This window comes from Pantoea sp. RCC30.1, assembly GCF_058148845.1.
On the sequence record NZ_JBXUHX010000001.1, the window covers coordinates 168438 to 189347 of the forward strand.

The 20910-nt window shown below is 52.1% G+C and carries 20 protein-coding genes; 12 read left to right on the forward strand and 8 right to left on the reverse strand.

Annotated features, from left to right (window positions below; translation table 11 throughout):
• The first annotated feature begins 407 nt into the window (after positions 1–407).
• A complete protein-coding gene (locus AC2LB6_RS00785) occupies positions 408–3137 on the forward strand; it encodes a cation-transporting P-type ATPase (RefSeq protein ID WP_490092000.1) in 2730 nt (909 codons plus the stop codon).
• On the opposite strand, the gene AC2LB6_RS00790 is transcribed toward AC2LB6_RS00785, so the two are convergent.
• The gene (locus tag AC2LB6_RS00790; RefSeq protein WP_490092001.1) at positions 3126–4157 is read right to left on the reverse strand and encodes an AI-2E family transporter; all 1032 of its coding nucleotides are present in this window, start codon (positions 4155–4157) and stop codon (positions 3126–3128) included. The genes AC2LB6_RS00785 and AC2LB6_RS00790 overlap by 12 nt on opposite strands.
• Positions 4158–4355: 198 nt before the next feature.
• Between AC2LB6_RS00790 and AC2LB6_RS00795 the strand changes: the two genes are divergently transcribed.
• From AC2LB6_RS00795 to AC2LB6_RS00825, 7 genes are all read left to right on the forward strand, one after another.
• On the forward strand, positions 4356–4970 hold the full coding sequence (locus tag AC2LB6_RS00795) for a TetR/AcrR family transcriptional regulator (RefSeq protein WP_490092002.1): 615 nt from the start codon (positions 4356–4358) through the stop codon (positions 4968–4970).
• Between the two features lie 50 nt (positions 4971–5020).
• Positions 5021–5920 carry an alpha/beta fold hydrolase gene (locus AC2LB6_RS00800; protein WP_490092003.1) on the forward strand — a complete coding sequence of 300 codons (900 nt, stop codon included), beginning with the start codon at positions 5021–5023 and terminating at the stop codon, positions 5918–5920.
• A 241-nt stretch (positions 5921–6161) separates the two neighbouring features.
• Complete coding sequence (locus tag AC2LB6_RS00805; RefSeq protein ID WP_490092004.1) at positions 6162–7349, forward strand: M20 metallopeptidase family protein; 1188 nt, start codon at positions 6162–6164, stop codon at positions 7347–7349.
• A gap of 21 nt (positions 7350–7370) precedes the next feature.
• Entirely contained in the window at positions 7371–8219 is an 849-nt protein-coding gene (locus AC2LB6_RS00810) for an ABC transporter substrate-binding protein (protein ID WP_490092005.1), read from the forward strand.
• A gap of 6 nt (positions 8220–8225) precedes the next feature.
• Positions 8226–8951 carry an ABC transporter permease gene (locus AC2LB6_RS00815; RefSeq protein ID WP_490092006.1) on the forward strand — a complete coding sequence of 242 codons (726 nt, stop codon included), beginning with the start codon at positions 8226–8228 and terminating at the stop codon, positions 8949–8951.
• 9 nt (positions 8952–8960) lie between these two features.
• The gene (locus AC2LB6_RS00820; RefSeq protein WP_490092007.1) at positions 8961–9647 is read left to right on the forward strand and encodes an ABC transporter permease; all 687 of its coding nucleotides are present in this window, start codon (positions 8961–8963) and stop codon (positions 9645–9647) included.
• Positions 9644–10447: an ABC transporter ATP-binding protein gene (locus tag AC2LB6_RS00825; protein WP_490092008.1), complete on the forward strand. Its 804-nt coding sequence runs from the start codon at positions 9644–9646 to the stop codon at positions 10445–10447. The genes AC2LB6_RS00820 and AC2LB6_RS00825 overlap by 4 nt, the downstream gene beginning before the upstream one ends.
• Before the next feature lie 112 nt (positions 10448–10559).
• On the opposite strand, the gene AC2LB6_RS00830 is transcribed toward AC2LB6_RS00825, so the two are convergent.
• Positions 10560–11267 (reverse strand): glutathione S-transferase, encoded by a 708-nt coding sequence (locus AC2LB6_RS00830; RefSeq protein ID WP_490092009.1) that lies wholly within the window; start codon positions 11265–11267, stop codon positions 10560–10562.
• A 136-nt stretch (positions 11268–11403) separates the two neighbouring features.
• Here AC2LB6_RS00830 and AC2LB6_RS00835 point away from each other — a divergent pair, with 136 nt between their 5' ends.
• Entirely contained in the window at positions 11404–11973 is a 570-nt protein-coding gene (locus AC2LB6_RS00835; protein WP_490092010.1) for a TetR/AcrR family transcriptional regulator, read from the forward strand.
• Positions 11974–12071: 98 nt separating this feature from the next.
• Here AC2LB6_RS00835 and AC2LB6_RS00840 read toward each other — a convergent pair whose 3' ends face one another.
• Positions 12072–12581 carry an anti-virulence regulator CigR family protein gene (locus tag AC2LB6_RS00840; RefSeq protein ID WP_490092011.1) on the reverse strand — a complete coding sequence of 170 codons (510 nt, stop codon included), beginning with the start codon at positions 12579–12581 and terminating at the stop codon, positions 12072–12074.
• A gap of 382 nt (positions 12582–12963) precedes the next feature.
• Between AC2LB6_RS00840 and AC2LB6_RS00845 the strand changes: the two genes are divergently transcribed.
• Together AC2LB6_RS00845 and AC2LB6_RS00850 are read left to right on the forward strand one after the other, a co-directional pair.
• The gene (locus AC2LB6_RS00845; RefSeq protein WP_490092012.1) at positions 12964–13131 is read left to right on the forward strand and encodes a con-10 family general stress protein; all 168 of its coding nucleotides are present in this window, start codon (positions 12964–12966) and stop codon (positions 13129–13131) included.
• Positions 13132–13234: 103 nt separating this feature from the next.
• Positions 13235–13804: a DUF4142 domain-containing protein gene (locus AC2LB6_RS00850; protein WP_490092013.1), complete on the forward strand. Its 570-nt coding sequence runs from the start codon at positions 13235–13237 to the stop codon at positions 13802–13804.
• Positions 13805–14009: 205 nt separating this feature from the next.
• Here the strand turns inward: AC2LB6_RS00850 and AC2LB6_RS00855 are convergent, their stop codons facing one another.
• Positions 14010–14378, reverse strand: a complete 369-nt coding sequence (locus AC2LB6_RS00855) for a winged helix-turn-helix transcriptional regulator (RefSeq protein WP_490092014.1) — start codon at positions 14376–14378, stop codon at positions 14010–14012.
• 100 nt (positions 14379–14478) lie between these two features.
• On the opposite strand from AC2LB6_RS00855, the gene AC2LB6_RS00860 reads away from it, so the two are divergent.
• Positions 14479–15267 (forward strand): NADPH-dependent F420 reductase, encoded by a 789-nt coding sequence (locus tag AC2LB6_RS00860; protein WP_490092015.1) that lies wholly within the window; start codon positions 14479–14481, stop codon positions 15265–15267.
• A 16-nt stretch (positions 15268–15283) separates the two neighbouring features.
• Here the strand turns inward: AC2LB6_RS00860 and eptA are convergent, their stop codons facing one another.
• The 4 genes from eptA to AC2LB6_RS00880 all read right to left on the reverse strand — a co-directional run bounded on the left by eptA (position 15284) and on the right by AC2LB6_RS00880 (position 20824).
• Positions 15284–16933 carry a phosphoethanolamine transferase EptA gene (gene eptA, locus AC2LB6_RS00865; protein ID WP_490092016.1) on the reverse strand — a complete coding sequence of 550 codons (1650 nt, stop codon included), beginning with the start codon at positions 16931–16933 and terminating at the stop codon, positions 15284–15286.
• Positions 16934–17433: 500 nt separating this feature from the next.
• On the reverse strand, positions 17434–18747 hold the full coding sequence (locus AC2LB6_RS00870; protein WP_490092017.1) for an NAD(P)/FAD-dependent oxidoreductase: 1314 nt from the start codon (positions 18745–18747) through the stop codon (positions 17434–17436).
• Between the two features lie 165 nt (positions 18748–18912).
• Positions 18913–19521, reverse strand: a complete 609-nt coding sequence (locus AC2LB6_RS00875) for a dTMP kinase (RefSeq protein ID WP_490092292.1) — start codon at positions 19519–19521, stop codon at positions 18913–18915.
• 427 nt (positions 19522–19948) lie between these two features.
• Complete coding sequence (locus AC2LB6_RS00880) at positions 19949–20824, reverse strand: LysR family transcriptional regulator (RefSeq protein WP_490092018.1); 876 nt, start codon at positions 20822–20824, stop codon at positions 19949–19951.
• Positions 20825–20910 lie beyond the last annotated feature (86 nt).

The window sequence follows — 20910 nt, forward strand, 5'->3', positions numbered from 1 at the left end:
ATATAAGTTTAACGAAGCGGCAAGGCCGCTTCGCCTGAATCGACTTACGCCGCCATCTGAGACACCACCAGCCAGGTCAGTAAGCCCACCAGAGTCGTTGCGGTGACCGCGAGAATAACGAAACCGCAAAGCACGATAATGCTCTGTTTTTTCATCAGAGTTTCCTTTTGCGAGCCAGAGTATAAGCCGTTGCACACTGCATCAGCATACTTAAACCTTAGCTAAACAAAAACAACGTTGTCATTCTCATAATATAGGTTAGATTTAATTTAGCCATTTTATGTTATCCATCAGACGTTTCTTACATAAATATGATATCGGTCATTACCGGCGGGAGAGGTATGCCGCAAAATGCCTGCCTTTTAATTGCGCCTTTAATTCATCGCTAAATGGCACGAGGTTTATATATGCTAAATAATGATAAGCAGGATAAAGCGTTAGCTTTATCTGAGCGCCCCTGGTATCAGCGTAGTGTGGCAGAGATATTTTCTGACCTGCAGAGTTCACCCGCAGGATTATCGACTGCCACTGCACAGGAACGTCTTCAGAAACAGGGTCCCAACGCGCTTCCGCAAAAAGCTGAGAAATCGGCTCTGCTCAAATTCATCGCACATTTTAAAGATGTGCTGATCTATATTCTGCTGGCCGCGGCGGTGATCACCGCGATCATGGGTCACTGGGTCGATACCTTTGTCATTATCGGCGTGGCCGTCATCAATGCTCTGATCGGCTTTATTCAGGAGAGTAATGCCGAGAAGTCACTGAAAAGTATCCAGAACATGCTCGCCAGCGAAGCGATGCTGGTGCGGGATGGCAAGCAGGTCACAGTTGCGACGCGCGATATTGTGGTTGGTGACGTCGTGATGTTACGGCCGGGCGACAAAATCCCGGCTGATCTGCGACTGTTTGAAGTCAACAACCTGCGGGTTGAAGAGGCGATTCTCACCGGAGAGTCGACGGTGGTGTCGAAGAACACCGATACGCTGAGCGGTGAAAAATCGCTGGGCGACCGTCTGAACCTGGCTTTCTCAGGCACCACCGTCAGTTCCGGCACCGCTGCAGGCGTGGTGATCGCCAGCGGCGGTGATACTGAACTGGGTCATATCAACGAAATGATCAGCGGCATAAAAGAGGCCAAAACCCCGCTGCTGGTACAGATCGACAAACTCGGTAAAGCGATCTTTTTCATTATCCTCCTGATGATGGTCGCCCTGTTTATCTTCGGCTATCTGCTGCGTGACATTCCACTCGGCGAGCTGTCGTTGTCCGTAATCAGCCTGGCGGTAGCAGCTGTGCCGGAAGGTCTGCCCGCTATTATCTCCATTATCCTGTCGCTGGGCGTGCAGTCGATGGCGCGCACCAAGGCAATTATCCGCAAGCTGCCGACTGTCGAAACGCTGGGCGCGATGTCCGTGATCTGTTCCGATAAAACCGGCACGCTCACTATGAATGAGATGACGGTAAAAGCGGTGGTGTTGGCGAAGAGTCGCTGGCGCGTCAGCGGAAACAGCTACGAACCTAAAGGTGAGATTGTGGCTGAGCAGAGCGACACCAGCGGACTCTCTGCGGCACAGGATCCGCTGTTTCAGCAGTTCCTGCATGCGGTAGACACCTGTAATGAAAGCCAGCTGCGTCAGGAAAGTCAGGGTCACTGGACGATTGTTGGCGGCCCGACTGAAGGTGCGCTGAAGGTGCTGGCGGCGAAGGGCCAGACGACACCTCAGTCGGTTGAGGTGGTGAGCAAGCTGCCGTTCGATTCCCTTTATAAATATATGTCGGTCAGTTGTGTTGCCAATGGCGAATCTTATGTGCTGCTGACCGGTGCACCAGATGTGCTGCTGACGCTGTGCCAGCAGCAGCAAACACCGGAGGGAGCAGAGCCGATAGACCGTGCGTACTGGGATGCCGCCATCACCACCTACGCCAGCGAAGGGCTGCGCACGGTTGCCGCTGCCTGGAAAAGAACCTCTGCACCTGTTACCGACCTGGACCACGCCGATCTGAAAAGTGACATGGTTCTGCTGGGGCTGGCTTGCATGATGGATCCGCCGCGTCCGGAGGCGATTGCCGCCATCGACGAGTGCCAGAAAGCGGGCATTCGCGTCAAAATGATCACCGGTGACCATCAGGAAACCGCGATGGCGATTGGTCAGATGCTGGGGATTGGTAACAGCCAGGCCGCCATCACTGGCTACCAGCTTGAACACATGAGCGACGCCGAACTGGCCGAAGCCGCAAAAACCTATGACATTTTTGCCCGTACCAGTCCTGAACATAAACTGCGTCTGGTGAAAGCGCTGGAAGCCAGCGGTGAGATCGTCGGTATGACCGGCGACGGCGTCAACGACGCCCCTGCGCTTAAACAGGCCAACGTCGGCATTGCGATGGGCATCAAAGGCACCGAGGTGACAAAAGAGGCGGCCGATATGATTCTGGCCGACGATAACTTCGCCACTATTGCTGCGGCAGTTAAAGAAGGACGTCGGGTTTACGACAACCTCAAGAAAACCATTCTGTTTATCATGCCGACTAACCTGGCGCAGGGTCTGCTGATTATTATCGCGATTCTGATGGGTAATCTGCTGCCGTTGACCCCGGTTCAGATTCTCTGGATGAACATGGCGACGTCGGCCACGCTGTCGTTTGGTCTGGCGTTTGAGCCTGCGGAAGCGAATGCGATGCGCCGGCCACCGCGCAATGTTAAAGCGCATGTGATGGACGCTTACGCTATCTGGCGCGTGGTGTTTGTTGGCCTGCTGATTTCGATCAGTGCCTTTGTGCTGGAAGCCTGGCTGCAACCGCGCGGCTACAGTGCTGAGTTTATCCGCACCGTGCTGCTGCAGATGCTGGTTACCGCGCAGTGGGCTTACATGCTTAACTGCCGTAATTCAGATGGCTTCTCACTGGATCGCGGTCTGCTGAAAAATCGCGGAATCTGGCTGGTGACGCTGGTGCTGATTGTCCTTCAGGCGATCATTATCTATGTGCCATTGATGAACACGCTGTTTGGTACGCGTCCGCTGCCGATTAACTACTGGCTGATTTCGCTGATTGTCAGCATCGCGATCTTCATCGTGGTTGAGATCGAGAAACGCCTCACCCGCGCATGGCGGGTGAAGACGCCATCACTGAGTTAATTCTGCCTCCGGGTCCTGCTGCGAATAGCTCGCCAGCAGGACCTTTTTAATCAGATAGGTCAGTGGAATAGCCAGTATCCCGCCCGTAATCCCCAGCAACGCCTGCCAGAACAGAAACGCCAGCAACTGCGTGGTCAGCGCCAGATTGAGTCGCTTACCAATCAGCAGCGGTTCGATCACCGAACTCAGACAGAGGTTCAGCACCACAAAGAATCCGGCTACCGCCAGCGCGATCTGTAAATCAAACATGATGTAACTCTGGATCACCGGCGGAATGGCGGCAAGAAACGAGCCAAGTACCGGCACGTAATTAAAGATGAACATCAGCACGCCCCAGAAAAAGGCAAACTTCAGCCCAATCAGATGCGCACCCACCCCGACGATTAACCCGCCCAGAATACTGGTCAGCGTTTTCACTCTGGCATAGACAATCACGCTTTGAATGCCCTCCTGCAGCGCCAGATAAAAGGCCTGATGTTTTCCTTTTACCCGCTGTTGCAGTGCAGCTTTCAGCAGCGGCATCTCATAGAGCATAAACAGCAGCATAAGGAACACCATGATCCACCATGAGATGACACCTGGGATTTGCGTCAGAAATGCCGTGACGATGCGCACTATCGCACCCGCATCCACAAAGGTCAGCAACTGGTCGGGCGTCATACCGATATCAAGCCGGGCAAAGGCCAGCGTCAGCTGTTCAAGTCGGGCCGCCAGCAGCACGGGCGCCTGGCGGCTGAGCTGCATTAAATCCGGCGTCAGCACGGTTAACTTGATAGTAGTGACTACCATGATCAGCAGCATCAGCATGATGACCAGCAAGGATGAGACGATACGCGGTATCCGCTTTTTATCCAGCCGGGTAATCAGTGGGTCAAGCATGATCGCCAGCAACATCGCCAGCAGTACCTGATTGATGAGCGGTGCCGCCAGATAGAGGCCGGTGAGAATAATAGTCAGGCAGGCGAGGACAAACAGCACGCGTGCCAGTGGCGGCCAGAGAGTAAACCAGCTCAGTCCCATGATCGGGCTCCTTCAGCAAAGATAAGCTGCAGTATAGATGAGGCTTAAGCGTCAGTGCTTTGCGTCAGGTCAGAGGGTTGAGGCATGGGGAAGGTTATGAAATGGGTATCAACGCCATGATGCATCGTTTAGCTGCGTAGAAAAAGATTTTCATTGCGGGACAAATCAGTCTATCTTAAAGGAAATGATCATTCTCTAATGGTGTTTGCGATGAAAGATAGCCGTTATAAAGAGCGGGGACGACCGCGGGCGTTTGATACCGATGCGGCACTGGACAGCGCGATGCTGGTATTCCGGCAAAAGGGCTATCACGCCACCTCGATCGGCGATTTGGGCCACGCTATGCAGCTTACTACCGGCAGCATCTATAAAGCTTTTACCGACAAGCGCACGCTGTTTGCAAATGTCTTCGCTCGCTATCTCTCAATGCGTAACAGCAGCTTAGCCGCGCGGCTGGCGCAATGTGAAAATGGCCGTGAGCAACTGGCGGCGCTACTCGATTTTTATGTGGATTCAGTGCGCGATGTCGAAGGTGAACGCGGCTGTCTGGTGGCTGTCAGTGCCGTGGAGCTGCAAACTCTGGATGAGGAACTTGCCGGGGCCGTCAGCGCGGCGCTAATACGCAACCAGCAGAATCTGCATCAGATAATCAGCCTGGGTCAGCAGGATGGTTCGGTCAATCCTGCACTGGACATAGACGCCACCGCTTCACTAATGCTTTGCATCGTGCTGGGGATGCGGGTAGCCGGTAAAGTGGCTGCTACCCGGCCCGATGCCAGCATCATCCCCCTGGCGCTGAAATTACTCGACTAAATTTTTTACTCATTAAGGAAATTATTGTTTCCTTATTACCCGGAGGTTTTATGATCTTATATCCACGCTACCAGCGCCACTTTATTCATCTTGACTCGCAGCGGCTGCACTACCTCAGCGCAGGCAGTGAACACGCTGAGGCTGTGGTTCTGCTGGCGGGTTTCCCGCAAAGCAGTTATGCCTGGCGGGAGGTTATTCCCTTGCTTGCCAGCCGCTTTCATGTGATTGCACCCGACCTGCCAGGGCAGGGTGATTCTGACTTTCCAGCCAGGGGTTACGACACTGACAGCGTGGCAGAGCGCATACTGGCGCTGCTGAACCAGCTGGGCATCGAACGCTTTCATCTGGCCGGGCATGATATCGGAGCGTGGGTCGCCTGGTCACTGGCGGCAGGCCATCCCGAAAAGGTCAGCCGTCTCGCGCTGCTGGATGGCGGCATTCCCGGTATCACGCTGCCTGACTTGCTGCCAATGGTGGGGGACAGCGCCTGGAAAACCTGGCATTTTGGATTTCACTGTGTGGATGATTTACCGGAAGCGCTGATCACTGGCAGAGAGGCGCTCTACCTCGACTGGTTTTTTAACCGTAAGTCAGCCAATCCACATCGCATAGATGCGGCGGCCCGTCATGAATATCTGCGCGTTTTTCAGCAGCCCGGGGCCTTGCGGGCCGGACTGGCTTTTTACCGCGCTTTCGCTCAGTCGGCAGAGCAGAATCGACAGCGCGCGTTAAAAGGCAAACTGACGTTACCGCTGCTGGCTGTCAGTGCCGACCAGGGATCGATACCCGATATGGCCACCCCGCTGCGCGCCGTAGCGCATCAGGTAAGCAGTGAAACTGTTCTCAACTGCGGCCATTTTATTCCCGACGAACAACCCGTGAAATTAGCGGAAATACTGGCAAACTTCTTTATTCCCTCTCCGGATAAAAGCGAAATATCATCTCAGTGACAGTAGGGAAAGTAATGTCGTGTGGCGGATTATTAATATTATTGCTGATCCGCTGTTATCTCATACAGGTTTCCAATAAATAACACTATCTTATTGATTTTTAAGTATGTAGAGCAGGATGTTGCGCGTTGCTTTCTGTCGCGTGCTGTGAATAAATAAACGGTCATCACCATCCAGTATCAGGATGAGATAAAAATAACGGTCGGCAACAGAGTGCCGATCGCATATTGCCGGGGCTGCTATGAATCAGGAAAAAGCACGACTGGCCGGGGAAATAAAAGCCAGAGTTAATGAACTTGAATCGGAGTTAGTGGCGATTCGACGTGATATCCATGCGCATCCGGAATTAGGCTTTGATACGCTGCGCACCGCCAGTCTGGTAACCGACTATCTGCAGACACTCGGACTCAATCCTCGCACCGGCGTTGGCCGCACTGGGGTCGTAGTGGATATTGAGGGCGCAGAGCCGGGCAAAACACTGCTATTGCGCGCTGACATGGATGCGCTGCCGATTCATGAGCAGACCGGTTTGCCCTTTGCCAGCCGCTATCCCGGGAAAATGCACGCCTGTGGTCACGATATTCACACGGCCACGATGCTGGGTGTGGCAACGATACTGCCGCACTATCGTCAGCAGCTCAAAGGGCGCGTCCGGCTGATATTCCAGCCTGCCGAAGAGACGCCAGAAAGTGGCGCTGAGGCGATGATCGCCGACGGTGTGGCAGACGGCATCGACTGGGCTGTAACTCTGCATAACAAGCCTGAACTGGCGGCGGGAGAAGTCGCCCTGACGCGCGGGGCCAGCACCGCCTCCAGCGATGAATTCGACGTGATGGTACATGGCGTATCCACCCACGCGGCACGTCCGCATATGGGAACCGATCCAATACTCGCCACCGTGCATCTCCTCAGCCAGCTGCAGACTATTATCTCGCGTGAACGCGATCCCGCTCACTCTGCCGTGTTAACCATCGGCCACATTCAGGGCGGCACCACCCACAACATCATTCCTGACAGTTGTCTGTTTCAGGGCACTATTCGCACCAAATCGCCGGAAGTGCGCGCTGCTATGGAATCGTCGTTCAAACGGATGTGCGAAGGGGTCGCGCTGGCGCAAAACGTGCGGGTGGAAGTTAACTTCCAGCGTGGCGTGCCGCCCCTGATGAATGACGACCGCCTGATCGATTCTCTGGAAGAGATTCTGTCGCATCAGTTTGAAAAGACCATCATCGCGCAGCCCAGCGCCAGCTTTGGTGCCGAAGATTTTTCACTGTTTACGGAACGGGTACCGGGTTGCCAGATCCATATCGGGTCTGCCACACCGGGCCGTGACGATCATCTGCATAACTCCGACTATCAGCCGGATGAACGCAGCATTGCCGCCGGGACGCAGGCGCTGACCCGCCTTGCGATTGACTTACTCTCTTAATAATAAATAAATGAGGTTTATATGATGATGCGCAACCGCCTGTTCACGGCTTCTCTGACCGTGGCGCTGCTCGCCACTTCTGCATGCAGCCAGGCGAAAGATTTCGGCACCCTGAAGTTTGCCACCGAAGCGGCTTATCCTCCGTTTAACCAGACCACCCCGAGCGGCAAAATCGTCGGCTATGAGCCGGATATGGTGGCAGAGCTGGCAAAACGTGCGGGTTTTAAATATGAAATCATCGCGCAGAAATGGTCAGGCATGATCCCAGGACTGATCGACGGTAAATATGATGCGGTGGTCGATGCGGTGACCGTGACGCCAAAACGCGCTGAAGCCATCGACTTCACTCATCAGTACACCGTCAGTATCTCCAGTTTTGTGACCGCGAAAAAAAGCCCGCTCGCCACGCTGCCAGGCAGTGGCACGGTGGTGACGGCGGATGACGACGCCGGCATGAAAAAAGCGATCGACGATCTGAAAACCACCTTCAAAGGCAAAACCATTGCGGTTCAGGTCGCCACCATTCAGGCGGACTTCCTGCAGAAATACCTGGGGGATGTTGCCACCATCCGCACCTATCAGGCGGGTCCAGAAACCTTCGCTGACCTGATGAATGGCCGCGTCGATGCCGTCATGGCTTCACGTACTAACCTTAATGCCTTTGTGAAAAAAAACAGCGATGCGATCAGTAGCAGTGGCTACGGCTTCTCGGGTGGCGTGCTGGGTGCAGGCTCGGCGATTGGTCTGCGGAAAGGCAACAGCGAACTGCAGCAGGTGCTGAATCAGGCGCTGGACTCCATGATCAAAGACGGAACGCTGAGCAAACTGTCGATGAAATGGTTTGGCGAAGATGTTGCGCCAAAAGCATAACCGCTGATGCTGATGAATATTGACTGGCAGATACTGGGTTTCGGGGATGAGGGATGGGGTGGCGTGCTGCTTAGCGCCGCCGCCGTCACTGTCAGCGTATCGCTCTGCGCCTGGCTGCTGGGTGCGGTGCTGGGCAGCATGCTCTGCTGGATGCAGATCGCTGGTTCGCGCTGGCAGCAGCGACTGGCGGCAGGCTACATCACGCTGTTTCGCGGCGTGCCGGAACTGCTGGTGATTTATCTGTTTTACTTCGGAGGACGGCAGGTAGTTTCCACGGTGGGCACCGCGCTGGGCTTGCAGGGACCGTTCGATGTGAACGGTTTTGTGGCGGGCGCGATCGCCATCGGGTTGATCTCCGGTGCCTATCAGAGCGGCGTGTTTCGTGGCGCGTTTTACGCCATTCCCGGCGGTACGCTGGAAGCGGCGACCGTGACCGGCATGGGAAGGCTGATGATGTTTCGCCGCATTATCGTGCCGCAGGCGTTACGCACTGCGCTGCCGGGCATGGGCAACCAGTGGCAATCGGTGATCAAAGAGTCGGCGCTGGTCTCAGTAACCGGGCTGGTGGAAACCATGAACCAGGTCTCTACCGCAGCGAACTCCACCCAGATGTCCTTTTTTTTCTACAGCGTGGGTGCCGTGATCTACCTGGTTATCACCACCTGTTCCGATATGGTTTTCCGCTACGTGGAAAAGTTTGCGATGCGCGGTCAACAGCGCGTGAAGGGGTAAGGAGTCCACGTGGATATGATGTTTTTACAGCAGACGCTGCTGGCGCTGCTGAAAGGATTGCCGCTGACCATCAATCTGGCGCTGCTCTCGCTGCTGGGTGGCGGCGTGCTGGCGCTGCTGCTTAATTTGCTGCGCATAACGCGTGTCGGCAGTCTCTTCTGTCGTTTCTACGTCTGGCTGTTTCGCGGTACGCCGCTACTGATCCAGATCTTTATGGTCTATTACGGCCTTGGCAGTTTACCGGCGGTGCGCGAAAGTCTGTTGTGGCCGCTGCTGCGCGATCCCTACTGGTGCGGCTTGCTGGCGCTGATCCTCAACGATGCGGCTTACACCTCGGAAATCCTGCGTGGCGGATTACGCGCGGTGAGTCAGCAGTCACTGGAGGCCGCCAAAGTCTCGGGCATGTCGTCCTATAAGATCTTCACCCGCATCACCTTACCGATTGCGATTCGACAGGCACTACCCGCCTACAGCAATGAAATCATCTCGATGATTAAAGCGACGTCGCTGGTCAGCACCATCAGTCTGATGGAGATGACCGGTATTGCTGACTCGATAGTCTCTTCCACCTTCCGGGCGCTTGAAGTGTTCCTGAGCGCGGCGGTGATCTACCTGATACTCACCATGCTGGTCAGCAAAGGGGTATCGATGCTGGAACGACGCTTATCACCTTACTATTTTGGAGCACGCTCATGACCGCACCAACTATCATGCTGAGTCATCTCAGAAAGAGTTATGCGGGACACGAAGTGCTGCACGACATCAGCCTGACCGCGCAGGATGGCGATGTGATTTCGCTGATTGGTGCGAGTGGGTCGGGTAAAAGTACGCTGTTACGCTGCATTCCGTTTCTTGAGATACCGCAGGCGGGCGAAATCGCGGTCGGCGATATTAACGTCACGCTGGATAACGCCGAGGAGAAACTGAGCCGCGAGCAGAGACGACGCATCAAGCTGATGCGGATGCAGCTCGGCTTTGTGTTTCAGAGCTTCAACCTGTGGCCGCATAAGACGGTGATGCAGAACATCATTGAAGCACCGGTTCATGTGCAAAAGCGCAGTCACAAAGAGGCGATTGAAGAAGCCGAAGCGCTGCTGCATAAAGTGGGACTTTATGCAAAACGCGACGCCTGGCCGTCGCAGCTTTCCGGCGGACAGCAGCAGCGTGTGGCGATTGCCCGGGCGCTGGCGCAGCAGCCTAAAGCGATCCTGTTTGATGAGCCGACATCCGCACTGGATCCGGAGCTGGTGGGCGAAGTGCTACGGGTGATCCGCAGCCTGGCGGAAGAGGGGCGCACCATGATTATCGTGACGCATGAAATGGGCTTTGCGCGTGACGTGTCGAACAAAGCGGTGTTTCTGCATCAGGGCATGATTGAGGAGTCTGGTTCGCCGGAGCAGGTGTTCCTTGACCCCATCTCGCCGCGCTGCCGTGCCTTTGTGAACAGCCATTTTGAGCGCAATGCAGGCCAGAGCGGCAAGGGCAACGAAGTCTGACTGCGGCGCTGCGGCTGCGCGTCTTAAAATCAGAAAACCCCGGAAGATATTCCGGGTTTTTTTCAGCCAGGCTTCGTGATTCAGACGAGCCTGTAAACGCAGTAATCTGTAATTAAGGATTAAAAACAGAGCGGCCCGCTTCAACCAGTGCCTGCCACTGCTGATAGCTGGGACGGCGCTGAATGTTTGAATACCACGCCTTCAGGGCAGTACATTCGTCAGGTACAGCAAGGTTCACCAGAGCCGAGAAGATCATGCCGCCTGTTACGGCGATGTCTGCCATCGTAAACGTTTTGCCCGCGACATAAGGCTGCGAGCGTAAAACGCCATCGAAATAGTGCATGCCACGGATGGCCTTTTCACGCATCTTCTCACCCCATTCCGCATTCTGATAGAGCTCAACTTCTGGTCCCAGTCCTGCGGTGGCATGATGGAAATAGACGCTGACCGCATCAAGAAATTCGATTTCAGCCCGTTTGGTCATCATATGGATAACGCCTTTTTCTACCGGCGTGAGGCCCGTCAGAACAGGATTGTCATCCAGCACGTCCAGATATTGCGTAATCGCGGTGCACTCTGCAATCAGCGTTCCATCATTCATCGCTAATACCGGCAGGGTTCCTGAGTAGTTTATGGCTAAAAATTCGGGCTTTTTATGCTCACCTTTCCAAAGATTTACCGGGATGAATTCCACCTGAGAAAGTAATCCCTTTTCCGCCAGGGCAATTCTGACCCGTGCAGGATAAGGGCCATTATACCAGTCATAGATTTTCATCGAGGGGAGTGAAGAAGCTACAGATGCATTGTTGATATCAGTCATGATTAAGTTACCTACCTGTCAATTGGTAGTTTGATTGTGGCGTTGAACGTTTATTCTGTCAATCCCTATCTACCAGTTGGCAGGTAAAGTTTTTTTCTTTACAATGGGACTCCACCTCTTTAAGGAGAACAGGATTATGAGCCTGAACGCACGTGAAGCTATTCTGGCAGCCGCAAAGAGTGCTGCTCAGAATCATGGCTATAACGGGATTAATTTTCGCAGCATCGCTGATGAGGTGGGGATTAAGAATGCCAGTATCTACTATCACTTCGCCAGCAAGGCCAATCTGGGGGCCGCCGTCGCTAACCGATACTGGCAGGATACAGCGCAGAATTTAAAGACCATCCGCGAGCAAAGTGCGTCAACGGATGAGGCGCTACAGCGCTATCCGCAGATTTTTCGTAAGTCGCTTGAAGATGCCAACCGGCTCTGTCTCTCCAGTTTTATGGCGGCGGAATATGAAGATTTGCCTGAGGAAGTGAAGCTGGAGGTGCAGTGTTTCGTTGAGGCAAACGTTGAGTGGCTGACTCAGGTCCTGAGTGAAAAGGAACCTGATAACAAAGAGAAAAATGCTCAGCGCGCGCTGGCAATCTACACCGCAGTTGCTGGCGCGCAGTTAATTGCCCGTACACGCCAGGATGTTAAAATTTTTGATAGCCTGATTGCGACCTATCAGGAGACCGGCCTGATTCCGCTGTGGCGGTGAATGTAGACGTAAAAGTCTCTGGCCGGCTTCAGAAAAGCATTTAAGCGTATTACTGGCGCTCCACCAAAAAAGTTAACCCGTACGAAACGTTTTGAAGTTTAATCGAAAACCCCATTAATTACGGCGGTCACGACAGCGGTGCTCAGGGCTATCAGCACAAGATCATCTCCGACGGCTCGCCATTCGTAGCCAGGATAATAGGGCAGCTCATTTAGCATTGATGCTGGCAAACTTTTTTTGGCGATACCCGGAGGCAACGGTTTACCACGCGCAACTTTTTTAGCTATTCCTGGCGGCAAAGACTGATAGCCGACCAGGCCATAATTGACGGCAAGGTTACGTGCAAGAGAGTAGTTGATATCTGACCCGACGTGATCGGGACGTCCAGCGTTCTTACGATTTCCATGTTTGTCTTTCGGACCCGCATTACCATGCCCCTTGTTTCCGTGCTCTCCGCTTTTGCCGTTATTACCCTGGCTTCCGCTATTACCATTACCCTGACCGCCACCACCGTTGCCGTTGCCAGGATTTGCAGAGACTGGCGCAGCAAGCATGGTACAAGATATAACCACCGCAAATGCGGCTTTTAAAGCGCGAGATTTGAGCATGTTATTTTTCCTTAATATTATTCAATAATCTTAAACAGGGCATTTGAAAGCGATGTAAGGAAGTAACATGAGCTCACCCTCGTCACATTATGATGTCACCTGTTAATTATTACCGAGCATTAAACGGCCGACAACCGTACATTGATATTAAGAATTATCTTAAAAGAATCAAAAAAAAGCTGTACCGTGTTTTAATGTTTTGTATAAGTTTCATGCTGAAACCTTTGCTTGTAATAGATAAAAATTCGGTTTTAAGCGAGGCGGAAGGCTTTTTTGTTATTTTTATACTGCTGCAATTCATTGTTTATATTTGCGATTACCTGACATTACTACGACGCTTAATAACTCTGCAATATTAGACAGCTTAAGCGAGGTAGAAAACATGACGACTCATCGAGGCGGCTCAGATAATTTCGTGCAAAATCCGCAGCGGGCTGCAGAAGCGGGAAGCAAAGCGGCTCTGGCCGACACTTCGCGCCTGCAATTTTCATCTGTTTTCTTCCGTGATTTCCAGCCATCGTTTCCGGTATTAAAAACTGAACGGCTGTAGCAACACGCCAGTTCTCGCGCGAACTGATACGTTACTTATTTCACTATCAGGCTGAGTAGAATTTTTCTGATATCGGTCTTCCTACAATATTCAGGAGTTCAAAATGAAAATTAATAAAAGCTATAAAGGATGGCTTGCTGTATCAGCCGTCGTCGCTCTCTTCAGCACTGCCAGCGTACAGGCTGAGACGCAGACCAGCGCCCCGCAGGGTGGGAATACACCGCAGACCGTAAAGAATGACAAGCTCAGTCCTGGTGACGAAAAAGCACTGAAGGATATGGCGCAGGCCAATATCAATGAAATTGCCGCCGCCAAAATTGCGCTGAACAAAACACAAAGTGCAGAAGTTAAAACCTTTGCACAGAAGATGGTCGAAGACCATGGCAGTGCCCTGACAAAAGTTCAGGCGGTTGCTAAGCAAAAAGATGTGACATTACCGACTGCGCCAGATGCTAAGCATAAGGCCATGGCAGACAAACTGGAAAAGCAGAGCGGCGGTGCTTTTGACAAATTGTATATGGAAAACGCCGGAATAATGGACCATAAGAGGGTGCTGGCGACATTGAAGAGTGATGCGACGAAGATAAAGGATCCGGATGTGAAGGCGCTGGCCGACGCACACACCCCTGTTGTAGAACAGCATCTGACGTCCGCCCAGCACATGTCGATGTAACCGGGCTGCCCGGTTTCCGAATTATCCGCCAGCGCTGTTACGGGATCAATTAAGCGGCTTCACATCTATGCGGATCCCGACTTCAACAGCACGCATGAAGAGCGGTTTTGTGGCCGTCAGTGGGAATGATCCGTTCAGGTGACCTCTGAATGATGAAGGGGCATGCGCTCAGACACGTCGGTATAACTGGGGAGGGTTGCGAGCTTCAGGCGTGATCAAGACCCAGCGTTTCACGACGCAGTAAAGCCCAGTCAATCAGAGCAGCCATTGATGGCCCAAGTGCTTCTCCCAGCTCGGTAAGTGCGTACTCAACGCGCGGTGGAACCTCCGGATAAACCGTGCGTGTCACGATGCCATCCTGTTCCAGTTGCTTGAGCTGCTGGATCAGCATTTTTTGATTGATGCCCTTAATTCGTCGCTCCAGCTCGGAAAAGCGCAGCGGGCCTTTGGCGGCGAAAAGCTGACAGATAATTATTGTCTTCCATTTACCTTCAATAATCTTCAGCGCTTCGGTGGTAGCCTGAGCCCACACCAGTCGTTGCTCCGGAATATCACAACGCCAGTCTCTTTCCATACTTACCTTCAGGTTAGTAACCCACTATTTTGTCGGTTCTTGTTGTTTATTCAGTGAATATATAAGGTATCTCACTTCATCACAGAATCGGGAGCAAAATATGAAAATCGGCGTAATTGGCACAGGTAATATCGGCGGTACCCTGGCACGTAAGCTCAGTGAAGCGGGGCACAAAATAAAAATAGCTAATTCACGTGGGGTTGATGGCGTGCGTGCTTTTGCGGGTGAAATCAACGCAGAACCCACAGACATCAGGGGAGCAGTTACAGACGTCGAGGCCGTGATTCTCTCTATTCCGCTGCCTGCACTTAGCAGCCTGCCTGATGGGCTTTTCGATCACCTTCCACCCCATGTCCCGGTTATCGACACCAGCAACTACTATCCGGGCCTGCGCGACGCACCGATTGCTGCTCTGGATAATGGGCAGACCGAAAGTGAATGGGTTCAGGAGCAAATCGGGCACCCCGTGGTTAAAGCTTTTAATAATATTCTTGCCGACTCGCTCGCCGATCTGGGCCAGCAACAGGGAAGTCGGGGCCGTCTGGCGGTTGCCGTAGCCGGAGATCATTCTGACGCAGTGCAGACTGCGATGTCTCTGGTCAACGATACCGGCTTTGATCCCGTGTTCTCAGGGCCGATCGCTGAATCATGGCGTCAACAGCCTTGCACGCCTTGTTACTGCTGTGACTGGGAAGCGCCCGTTATGCTGCGTGCTCTGGCGGTAGCCAACAAGGGAGAAGGTCAGGCCCGGTTGCCACTGCTTTACGCCAGCTTCGCAAAGCTGGGTAATGCACCTTCACATCAGGATATTATCGAAAATAACCGCGCCATAAACTGGCCGCTTAGCCCGGTTCCGCTGCTAACATCCAGCCTGAATAAAGCCCCATAACGGGGCTTTATTACTTTTATTTTCCACCAGGCTTATTCCTGCATGTCGCCAGTATATCGTCCGACGCGACATATTCCCGGGTCTGAACACCGGTAATACCCAGCATGGTGGAAAACAGATTGTCCTGAGAGTATTTTTGCGTCGAGGCCTGATGGCTCAGACATGTGTAGTCCACGGCATAACGCTGCTGGTAATCGGGTGACAGCCATATAAGCAGCGGCACATGAGTCTGGGCTTCCGGCGCGATAGCATAGGGCAGGCCATGCAGATAGACACCTTTCTCCCCCAGTGACTCACCGTGATCGGACAGGTAAACCAGGCTGGTCGTAAACTTCTCCTGATGGGCTTTGAGTAACTCTATTGCTTTATCAACGATATAGTCCGCATACAGGATGGTGTTGTCATAAGTATTAACCAACTGTTCCTGCGAACACTCCTGAATCTGATTGGTTTCACAGGTGGGTTTGAATTTGGTGTATTCCGGAGGATAACGGTGATTGTAGGTCGGGCCATGACTGCCGATAGTGTGCAGCACGATCACGCCATTGCCCTGAAGCTGATTGATATACTCCTCAAGGCCATGGAAAAGTACCTCATCATAGCACTCGCCTTTGATACACATTCCCGGAAGATTCAGCGCGGTCATATCCTGATTAGGCACTCGATCGCACGCCCCTTTACATCCCGCATCGTTCTCATGCCATAGAACACTCAGACCTGCCCGCTGAATCACATCCAGCAATCCTTCCTGATGGCTGGCCAGAGCGTCATCGTAATGTTTGCGCGGCATGTTTGAGAACATGCAGGGAACGGAGACCGCCGTGGAGGTGCCACAGGAGGAGACGTCGGAAAAATAGACAACATCATCTTCTGCCAGCAAAGGATTGGTCGGTCGTGTATAGCCGCCCAGCGAAAAATTGGCGGCACGAGACGTTTCACCCACCACCAGAATCGTCAGGTTCTTTTTAGGGCCTTTCAGCATCTGCGGAAGTTGATGCGCATCTTCGCCTATTTTCACCAGCGGAAGATTGGCCCGCTCGCGGTGATTATAGTAGGAGAGCGAGGCAGCAATGAAATTAGACGGACTCAGGGATTTCACTAGTTCGTGATTATTACGAAATAGTGAGGCGTAATCCTTGTAAAACAGCATGGCTATCACGGCTATCAGCACAACGGAAATAACCAGACTTACAGCGCGCTGAATCACCCCTTTCCAGACCGGCACCGCCTTTTTAAACGCGGGCCAGAAGGCCAGTGCAGCCATAAAAATGCCGGTAAAAAATATCACCGCAATCATCTTTGGTGTCAGCAGCGCCATGCTTTCTGCTGGCGTGGTATCGACCATATTGGTGATCATCGAGCGATCAAGGACGATGCCATAGTGCTGAATAAAGTACTGAGCCGTAGCAGAGATAATGACAAACAGGGCAATGGTTATCCTGTCCAGCCACAAAAATGAAGTAAGCGTCACCACAATATTAATGACGCTAAAAGCGACTATTGGCATGGAGAGGAAGAAAAGAATATTGCTAAGCCCGTTCATTTCTATAAGTGAATAAGCCTGCCGGTAAAAGGAAAAATTTAGAAAAACTGAGATGTAAAGTGAGAATAATATGATGAACGTAATGTGAGACAATACAGGCTGACTGATTCTTAAACGTGGCATAAAGGTATTCCGTAACTTTGAAGTGGTGAAGCCAAAAGAATTATTATTAAAAATGATTATTAAAGCTTAATAAAAATTATGTGCTGTACACCAAATATAGAGGAAGCTCAGGACAGTAATTACTGAAATAGCCACTGAAAAACATTCACTTAATGAAAACCTGAGCATAGCGGATGCCTGAAAAATCAGTTGTTCACATTTGGCAATGTTAAGCTAAAATGAAGTTATTGCTACAGTTTGTGCTGTAAGCGTTAGGCTTTTGTGATATGCATCACGTTTATTAAATTAATACGCTGGAATTTATTAGTGTGACTGGGGAATTAGAGAAAAATCTAAGAGCCGTTCTGGTATGACACAGATGTTTATGGAACGAAGCGGGACAGTGTCCGTTGATGCTATCAACTGTAATATCAGCCGCATTTCATACGCCATCGCATCGCAAAAGATTTAACCCGGATAGAAAGCGAACGGGTTTCCCCGTCCGTCTTTATCGCGAACAGTTAAACCTCTTTGCGACCCAGATAACGCTCTTTCATCAGTGAAAACGCAATGCCGATATCCAGCGCTGGCGAGGGCGGCATAAAGCCAGCCTTGCCCAGCGACAGCATTTCGGCAATATGCGGGTTGTCCTGATTCATCATAAAATCAGCCAGCAGACTGCCCGCCACCGTTTGTTTTGAAACCCCTGCGCCGTTACAGCCGCCCGCTGTACAGATAAATTTATTCAGTATGCCCCATTCCGGCGCGCCGTTACTCGTGACGCTGATGGTACCGGACCAGGTGTGGGTTATTTTTACACTGCCCAGGGTCGGATAGACTTTATTGAATAAGCGCTGATGCAGTTGGGTCGCCTGCCAGGTCTGCACGGCATTCACCTGACCGCTGAGTGCGGGGATTACGTGCTGGCGAATCAGGAAACGGCGGTCTGAGGTAAAACGGAAGGTTGCACTGGCAATCGCATTAACCGGCGTAAGTCCCCAGCTCTGCATGGGGGGCAGAGTAGTCAGTTGTTCATCCGTCAGCGGATCAGTAATACTGGCGAAGGTAGCCATTGCAGCCTGACGCGAAAGTCCTGGTCGCAACTCTGGCGACAATGCGTTGGTTGCCAGCATAACCTTTGGTGTTTTAATGGCTCCCAAAGGTGTCAGCACTTCAGCCATGCTGCCGTAGCGAATCCCCAGCACCGGCGTATTATCGAAGCGTTGAACATTTTCAGGTAAATAATGGTTCAGGCCGGCAATCAGCTGCGCCGGATTAACCAGTACACACCCCGGCGTGAATATCCCTTTGCTGTAAAAGCGCGTGCCAAGTTTATGGTACAGCTCTTCGCTGCTTAACATCTGCCCCGGCTCATCCATTAAATCGAGATGGCTGGCGTACTCCTTTAGAATTCGATCGTTGCCACGCTCCGCCTGGCAGTGATATTTACCGACATGTTCCCAGTCACATTGAAGATCATGCTGAGAAATGACCTGCTCCAGCTGACGAATTCCTTCCTGAAGCAAATTTCGGTAGGCATTAGCCTTTTTTAATTCGGCGGTAGAACTGCCAATATTATGAGGCAGGCCAATAACGAAACCGGAATTACGTGCCGATGCGCTTTCACGTGTGCTGTGCGCCTCAACGATAATAATTTTCAGGGTGGGATTAATTTCAGCCAGGCGACGCGCAAAGGCGACACCGGCAAATCCCGCCCCGACAATGACCCAGTCGGCGGTGATATCCCCTCGCAGCATAGGCTGCGATGGAAAATAAGGCTCACCCGCAGGCCAGCCTGATTGATTATGATTGAATGGTATTGATGCGTAGCGCAATTCCCTGTGCCTTTTCTGAAAAATAAAGCAATTTTATAAGGGAAAGCAGGATGTCTGTACCAGCGTTAAACGGACCATTGTTGATTTTGGACAAGTAAAATTCCGGGGGATGATTTTTACTCAACAGGTAAAGAGAGGCGAGCACGTAAAGATGCCTTTAGAACGTCAAAGCATTCTGTTAATTTCAGCGACCACCTGCATGGTTGCCTCTTCGATGCTTCCTTCATTGCGGCATAAAAACCAGCCCTGTCCGATAACTTCCTGCTCAAACGCACGGGTACAGGCGATATGTTCTTCCAGGCGGTGAATCACTGTACTTCCCAGCCCCCGCGAACGTGCCGCGGCTCTTTCCCATGAAACCTCAGATGCCGTGACCACCCCTACATGCAGATCTGGTGTTCGCACATTGTGCTCAGTGTTTAGCTGCAATATCTCTGTGAAAGGCACCATCCGCCGAAATGCGGCATCCGACGGATACCAGCGATCCATCAGAATAATGCTGTCGGGTGGCTGTTTAGCGAGTACATTTTGTGAAATCCAGGCACGGCTTAATGCAAAGCGCTCACAGATCTCCCGTTCCAGATCGACGGAGGGATCTCTGGCAATTTGGTTAACCCGCGCCATAGATTCCGCCCTGAAAGGATCGCTTTTTTTCTCGCTAAGCCGGATCACCTTTCTGTTATCCGCTCTTAGCACTTGCGTAATAGACTCCAGCAGGGTGGTTTTACCGGTTCCCTTGGGCCCATCCAGAGTAACAAACAGCTGACGAATCATGCCGGGAATGACAACTGAGTTAAGATTTTTGTAAACCGTGCATCTGCTAACAGCATCTTTTTCCTGGTTTGAATGGCTGAACTTACATCGTTCGCTGGAGCCGTCACACACATCAGAGCTAACAGAATTCTTATAGTCTGAATTAATGAACATGCTGGCAACGGTTCTGACTCAAGAGTTCATGAATCAGGAAGTCAGCCGTTTAAGCTCATTAGTTAAGATCTGCGCGGTGTAGTTTAAGGGAAGTGTCTGGAAAACGGAAAAGATCCCGGATACTCCCTGGTACTTCCGGAAGGGAACTATTGATGGTCGGGCTGATCTGAGGGCGGTTAAAACTATCCCGATAGCAAATAAAACAGGCTTAGCGAAGGCTATTTCCCTTCTTCAGACGGCCACGTAATCTGATGGATTCGCTCTTACTGAGGCGTTATCCATTTAGAACCAAAGACATGTCCGGGTATCTGGCGCAAATGAAATCGACGAAAGCACGAACCTTTGGCGCAGCAAGTCGCTTTGAGGTATGTAATACCCAGAGCGTCCGCTCTGGACCCGACATGATGCCCCATTGGATTAAATCGCCTCGGGCAAGCTGGTTCCAGGCAATAGACTGCGGAATGAGGGCTGCGCCGCCACCAGCGATAGCTGCATCCCGGACCATCAGTAGCGAAGAGAAGCGCAGCTTTGGAATTGGCTCCAGCACCAGCAGGCCTCCATCCAGAGTCCAGTGATTGGGCTGGAAACCAGAAGTGACAATGGCGGGGATTGCCCTTATTGCACCCGGTAATGGCCTGGATATTTGAGGCGCCGCCACGACGACCAGCCTGTCTTTGGCGAAACTCCGTCCGACTAAATTGCTGTCTGGACTCGGGTTGATCCGGATCGCGACGTCAAATTGTTCCTCAACCAGATCCACCATGCGATCCTCCGCCACGATTTCAATTTCAACTTCAGGGTAAGCTGCACAGAATTCTGCCCCAATCCGCCCCATAGCAAGCTGGGAAAACAGGACTGGAGCTGCGACACGCAATCGTCCGCGGGGCGTTGAAACACCGTCACCAACCGCCGTGATGGCTTCAGTCACTTCACTCAGCAGACCTTCTGTTCGTGATATCAGCGTTGCACCGGCTTCGGTAAGTTTCAGACCGCGAACGCTACGTTCGATCAATCTCACGCCCACTTGCTCCTCAAGATCTGCGATGCGTCGCGATAATGTGGCTTTGGAAATTCCGCTTGCGCGGCTTGCTTTCCCGAGACCCCCATTCGTTGCGACAAGAATAAAATCAGACAGTGCGTTCAGATTCATAGTGTTCCGTTTATGAAACAAGGTATCTATCTTTTATGATCTTTGTTTTTTTATTGCAACGGAATACTGTCTCGTTATCAAAAATT

Bases quoted from the DNA above. Each gene is read 5' to 3' on its own strand.
- AC2LB6_RS00830 (WP_490092009.1), bottom strand. From the start codon at position 11,267: ATGACTGATATCAACAATGCATCTGTAGCTTCTTCACTCCCCTCGATG.
- AC2LB6_RS00855 (WP_490092014.1), bottom strand. From the start codon at position 14,378: ATGGAAAGAGACTGGCGTTGTGATATTCCGGAGCAACGACTGGTGTGG.
- eptA (WP_490092016.1), bottom strand. From the start codon at position 16,933: ATGCCACGTTTAAGAATCAGTCAGCCTGTATTGTCTCACATTACGTTC.
- AC2LB6_RS00795 (WP_490092002.1), top strand. From the start codon at position 4,356: ATGGTGTTTGCGATGAAAGATAGCCGTTATAAAGAGCGGGGACGACCG.
- AC2LB6_RS00785 (WP_490092000.1), top strand. From the start codon at position 408: ATGCTAAATAATGATAAGCAGGATAAAGCGTTAGCTTTATCTGAGCGC.
- AC2LB6_RS00815 (WP_490092006.1), top strand. From the start codon at position 8,226: ATGCTGATGAATATTGACTGGCAGATACTGGGTTTCGGGGATGAGGGA.
- AC2LB6_RS00850 (WP_490092013.1), top strand. From the start codon at position 13,235: ATGAAAATTAATAAAAGCTATAAAGGATGGCTTGCTGTATCAGCCGTC.
- AC2LB6_RS00860 (WP_490092015.1), top strand. From the start codon at position 14,479: ATGAAAATCGGCGTAATTGGCACAGGTAATATCGGCGGTACCCTGGCA.
- AC2LB6_RS00845 (WP_490092012.1), top strand. From the start codon at position 12,964: ATGACGACTCATCGAGGCGGCTCAGATAATTTCGTGCAAAATCCGCAG.
- AC2LB6_RS00840 (WP_490092011.1), bottom strand. From the start codon at position 12,581: ATGCTCAAATCTCGCGCTTTAAAAGCCGCATTTGCGGTGGTTATATCT.
- AC2LB6_RS00835 (WP_490092010.1), top strand. From the start codon at position 11,404: ATGAGCCTGAACGCACGTGAAGCTATTCTGGCAGCCGCAAAGAGTGCT.
- AC2LB6_RS00790 (WP_490092001.1), bottom strand. From the start codon at position 4,157: ATGGGACTGAGCTGGTTTACTCTCTGGCCGCCACTGGCACGCGTGCTG.
- AC2LB6_RS00825 (WP_490092008.1), top strand. From the start codon at position 9,644: ATGACCGCACCAACTATCATGCTGAGTCATCTCAGAAAGAGTTATGCG.
- AC2LB6_RS00805 (WP_490092004.1), top strand. From the start codon at position 6,162: ATGAATCAGGAAAAAGCACGACTGGCCGGGGAAATAAAAGCCAGAGTT.
- AC2LB6_RS00800 (WP_490092003.1), top strand. From the start codon at position 5,021: ATGATCTTATATCCACGCTACCAGCGCCACTTTATTCATCTTGACTCG.
- AC2LB6_RS00880 (WP_490092018.1), bottom strand. From the start codon at position 20,824: ATGAATCTGAACGCACTGTCTGATTTTATTCTTGTCGCAACGAATGGG.
- AC2LB6_RS00810 (WP_490092005.1), top strand. From the start codon at position 7,371: ATGATGATGCGCAACCGCCTGTTCACGGCTTCTCTGACCGTGGCGCTG.
- AC2LB6_RS00875 (WP_490092292.1), bottom strand. From the start codon at position 19,521: ATGATTCGTCAGCTGTTTGTTACTCTGGATGGGCCCAAGGGAACCGGT.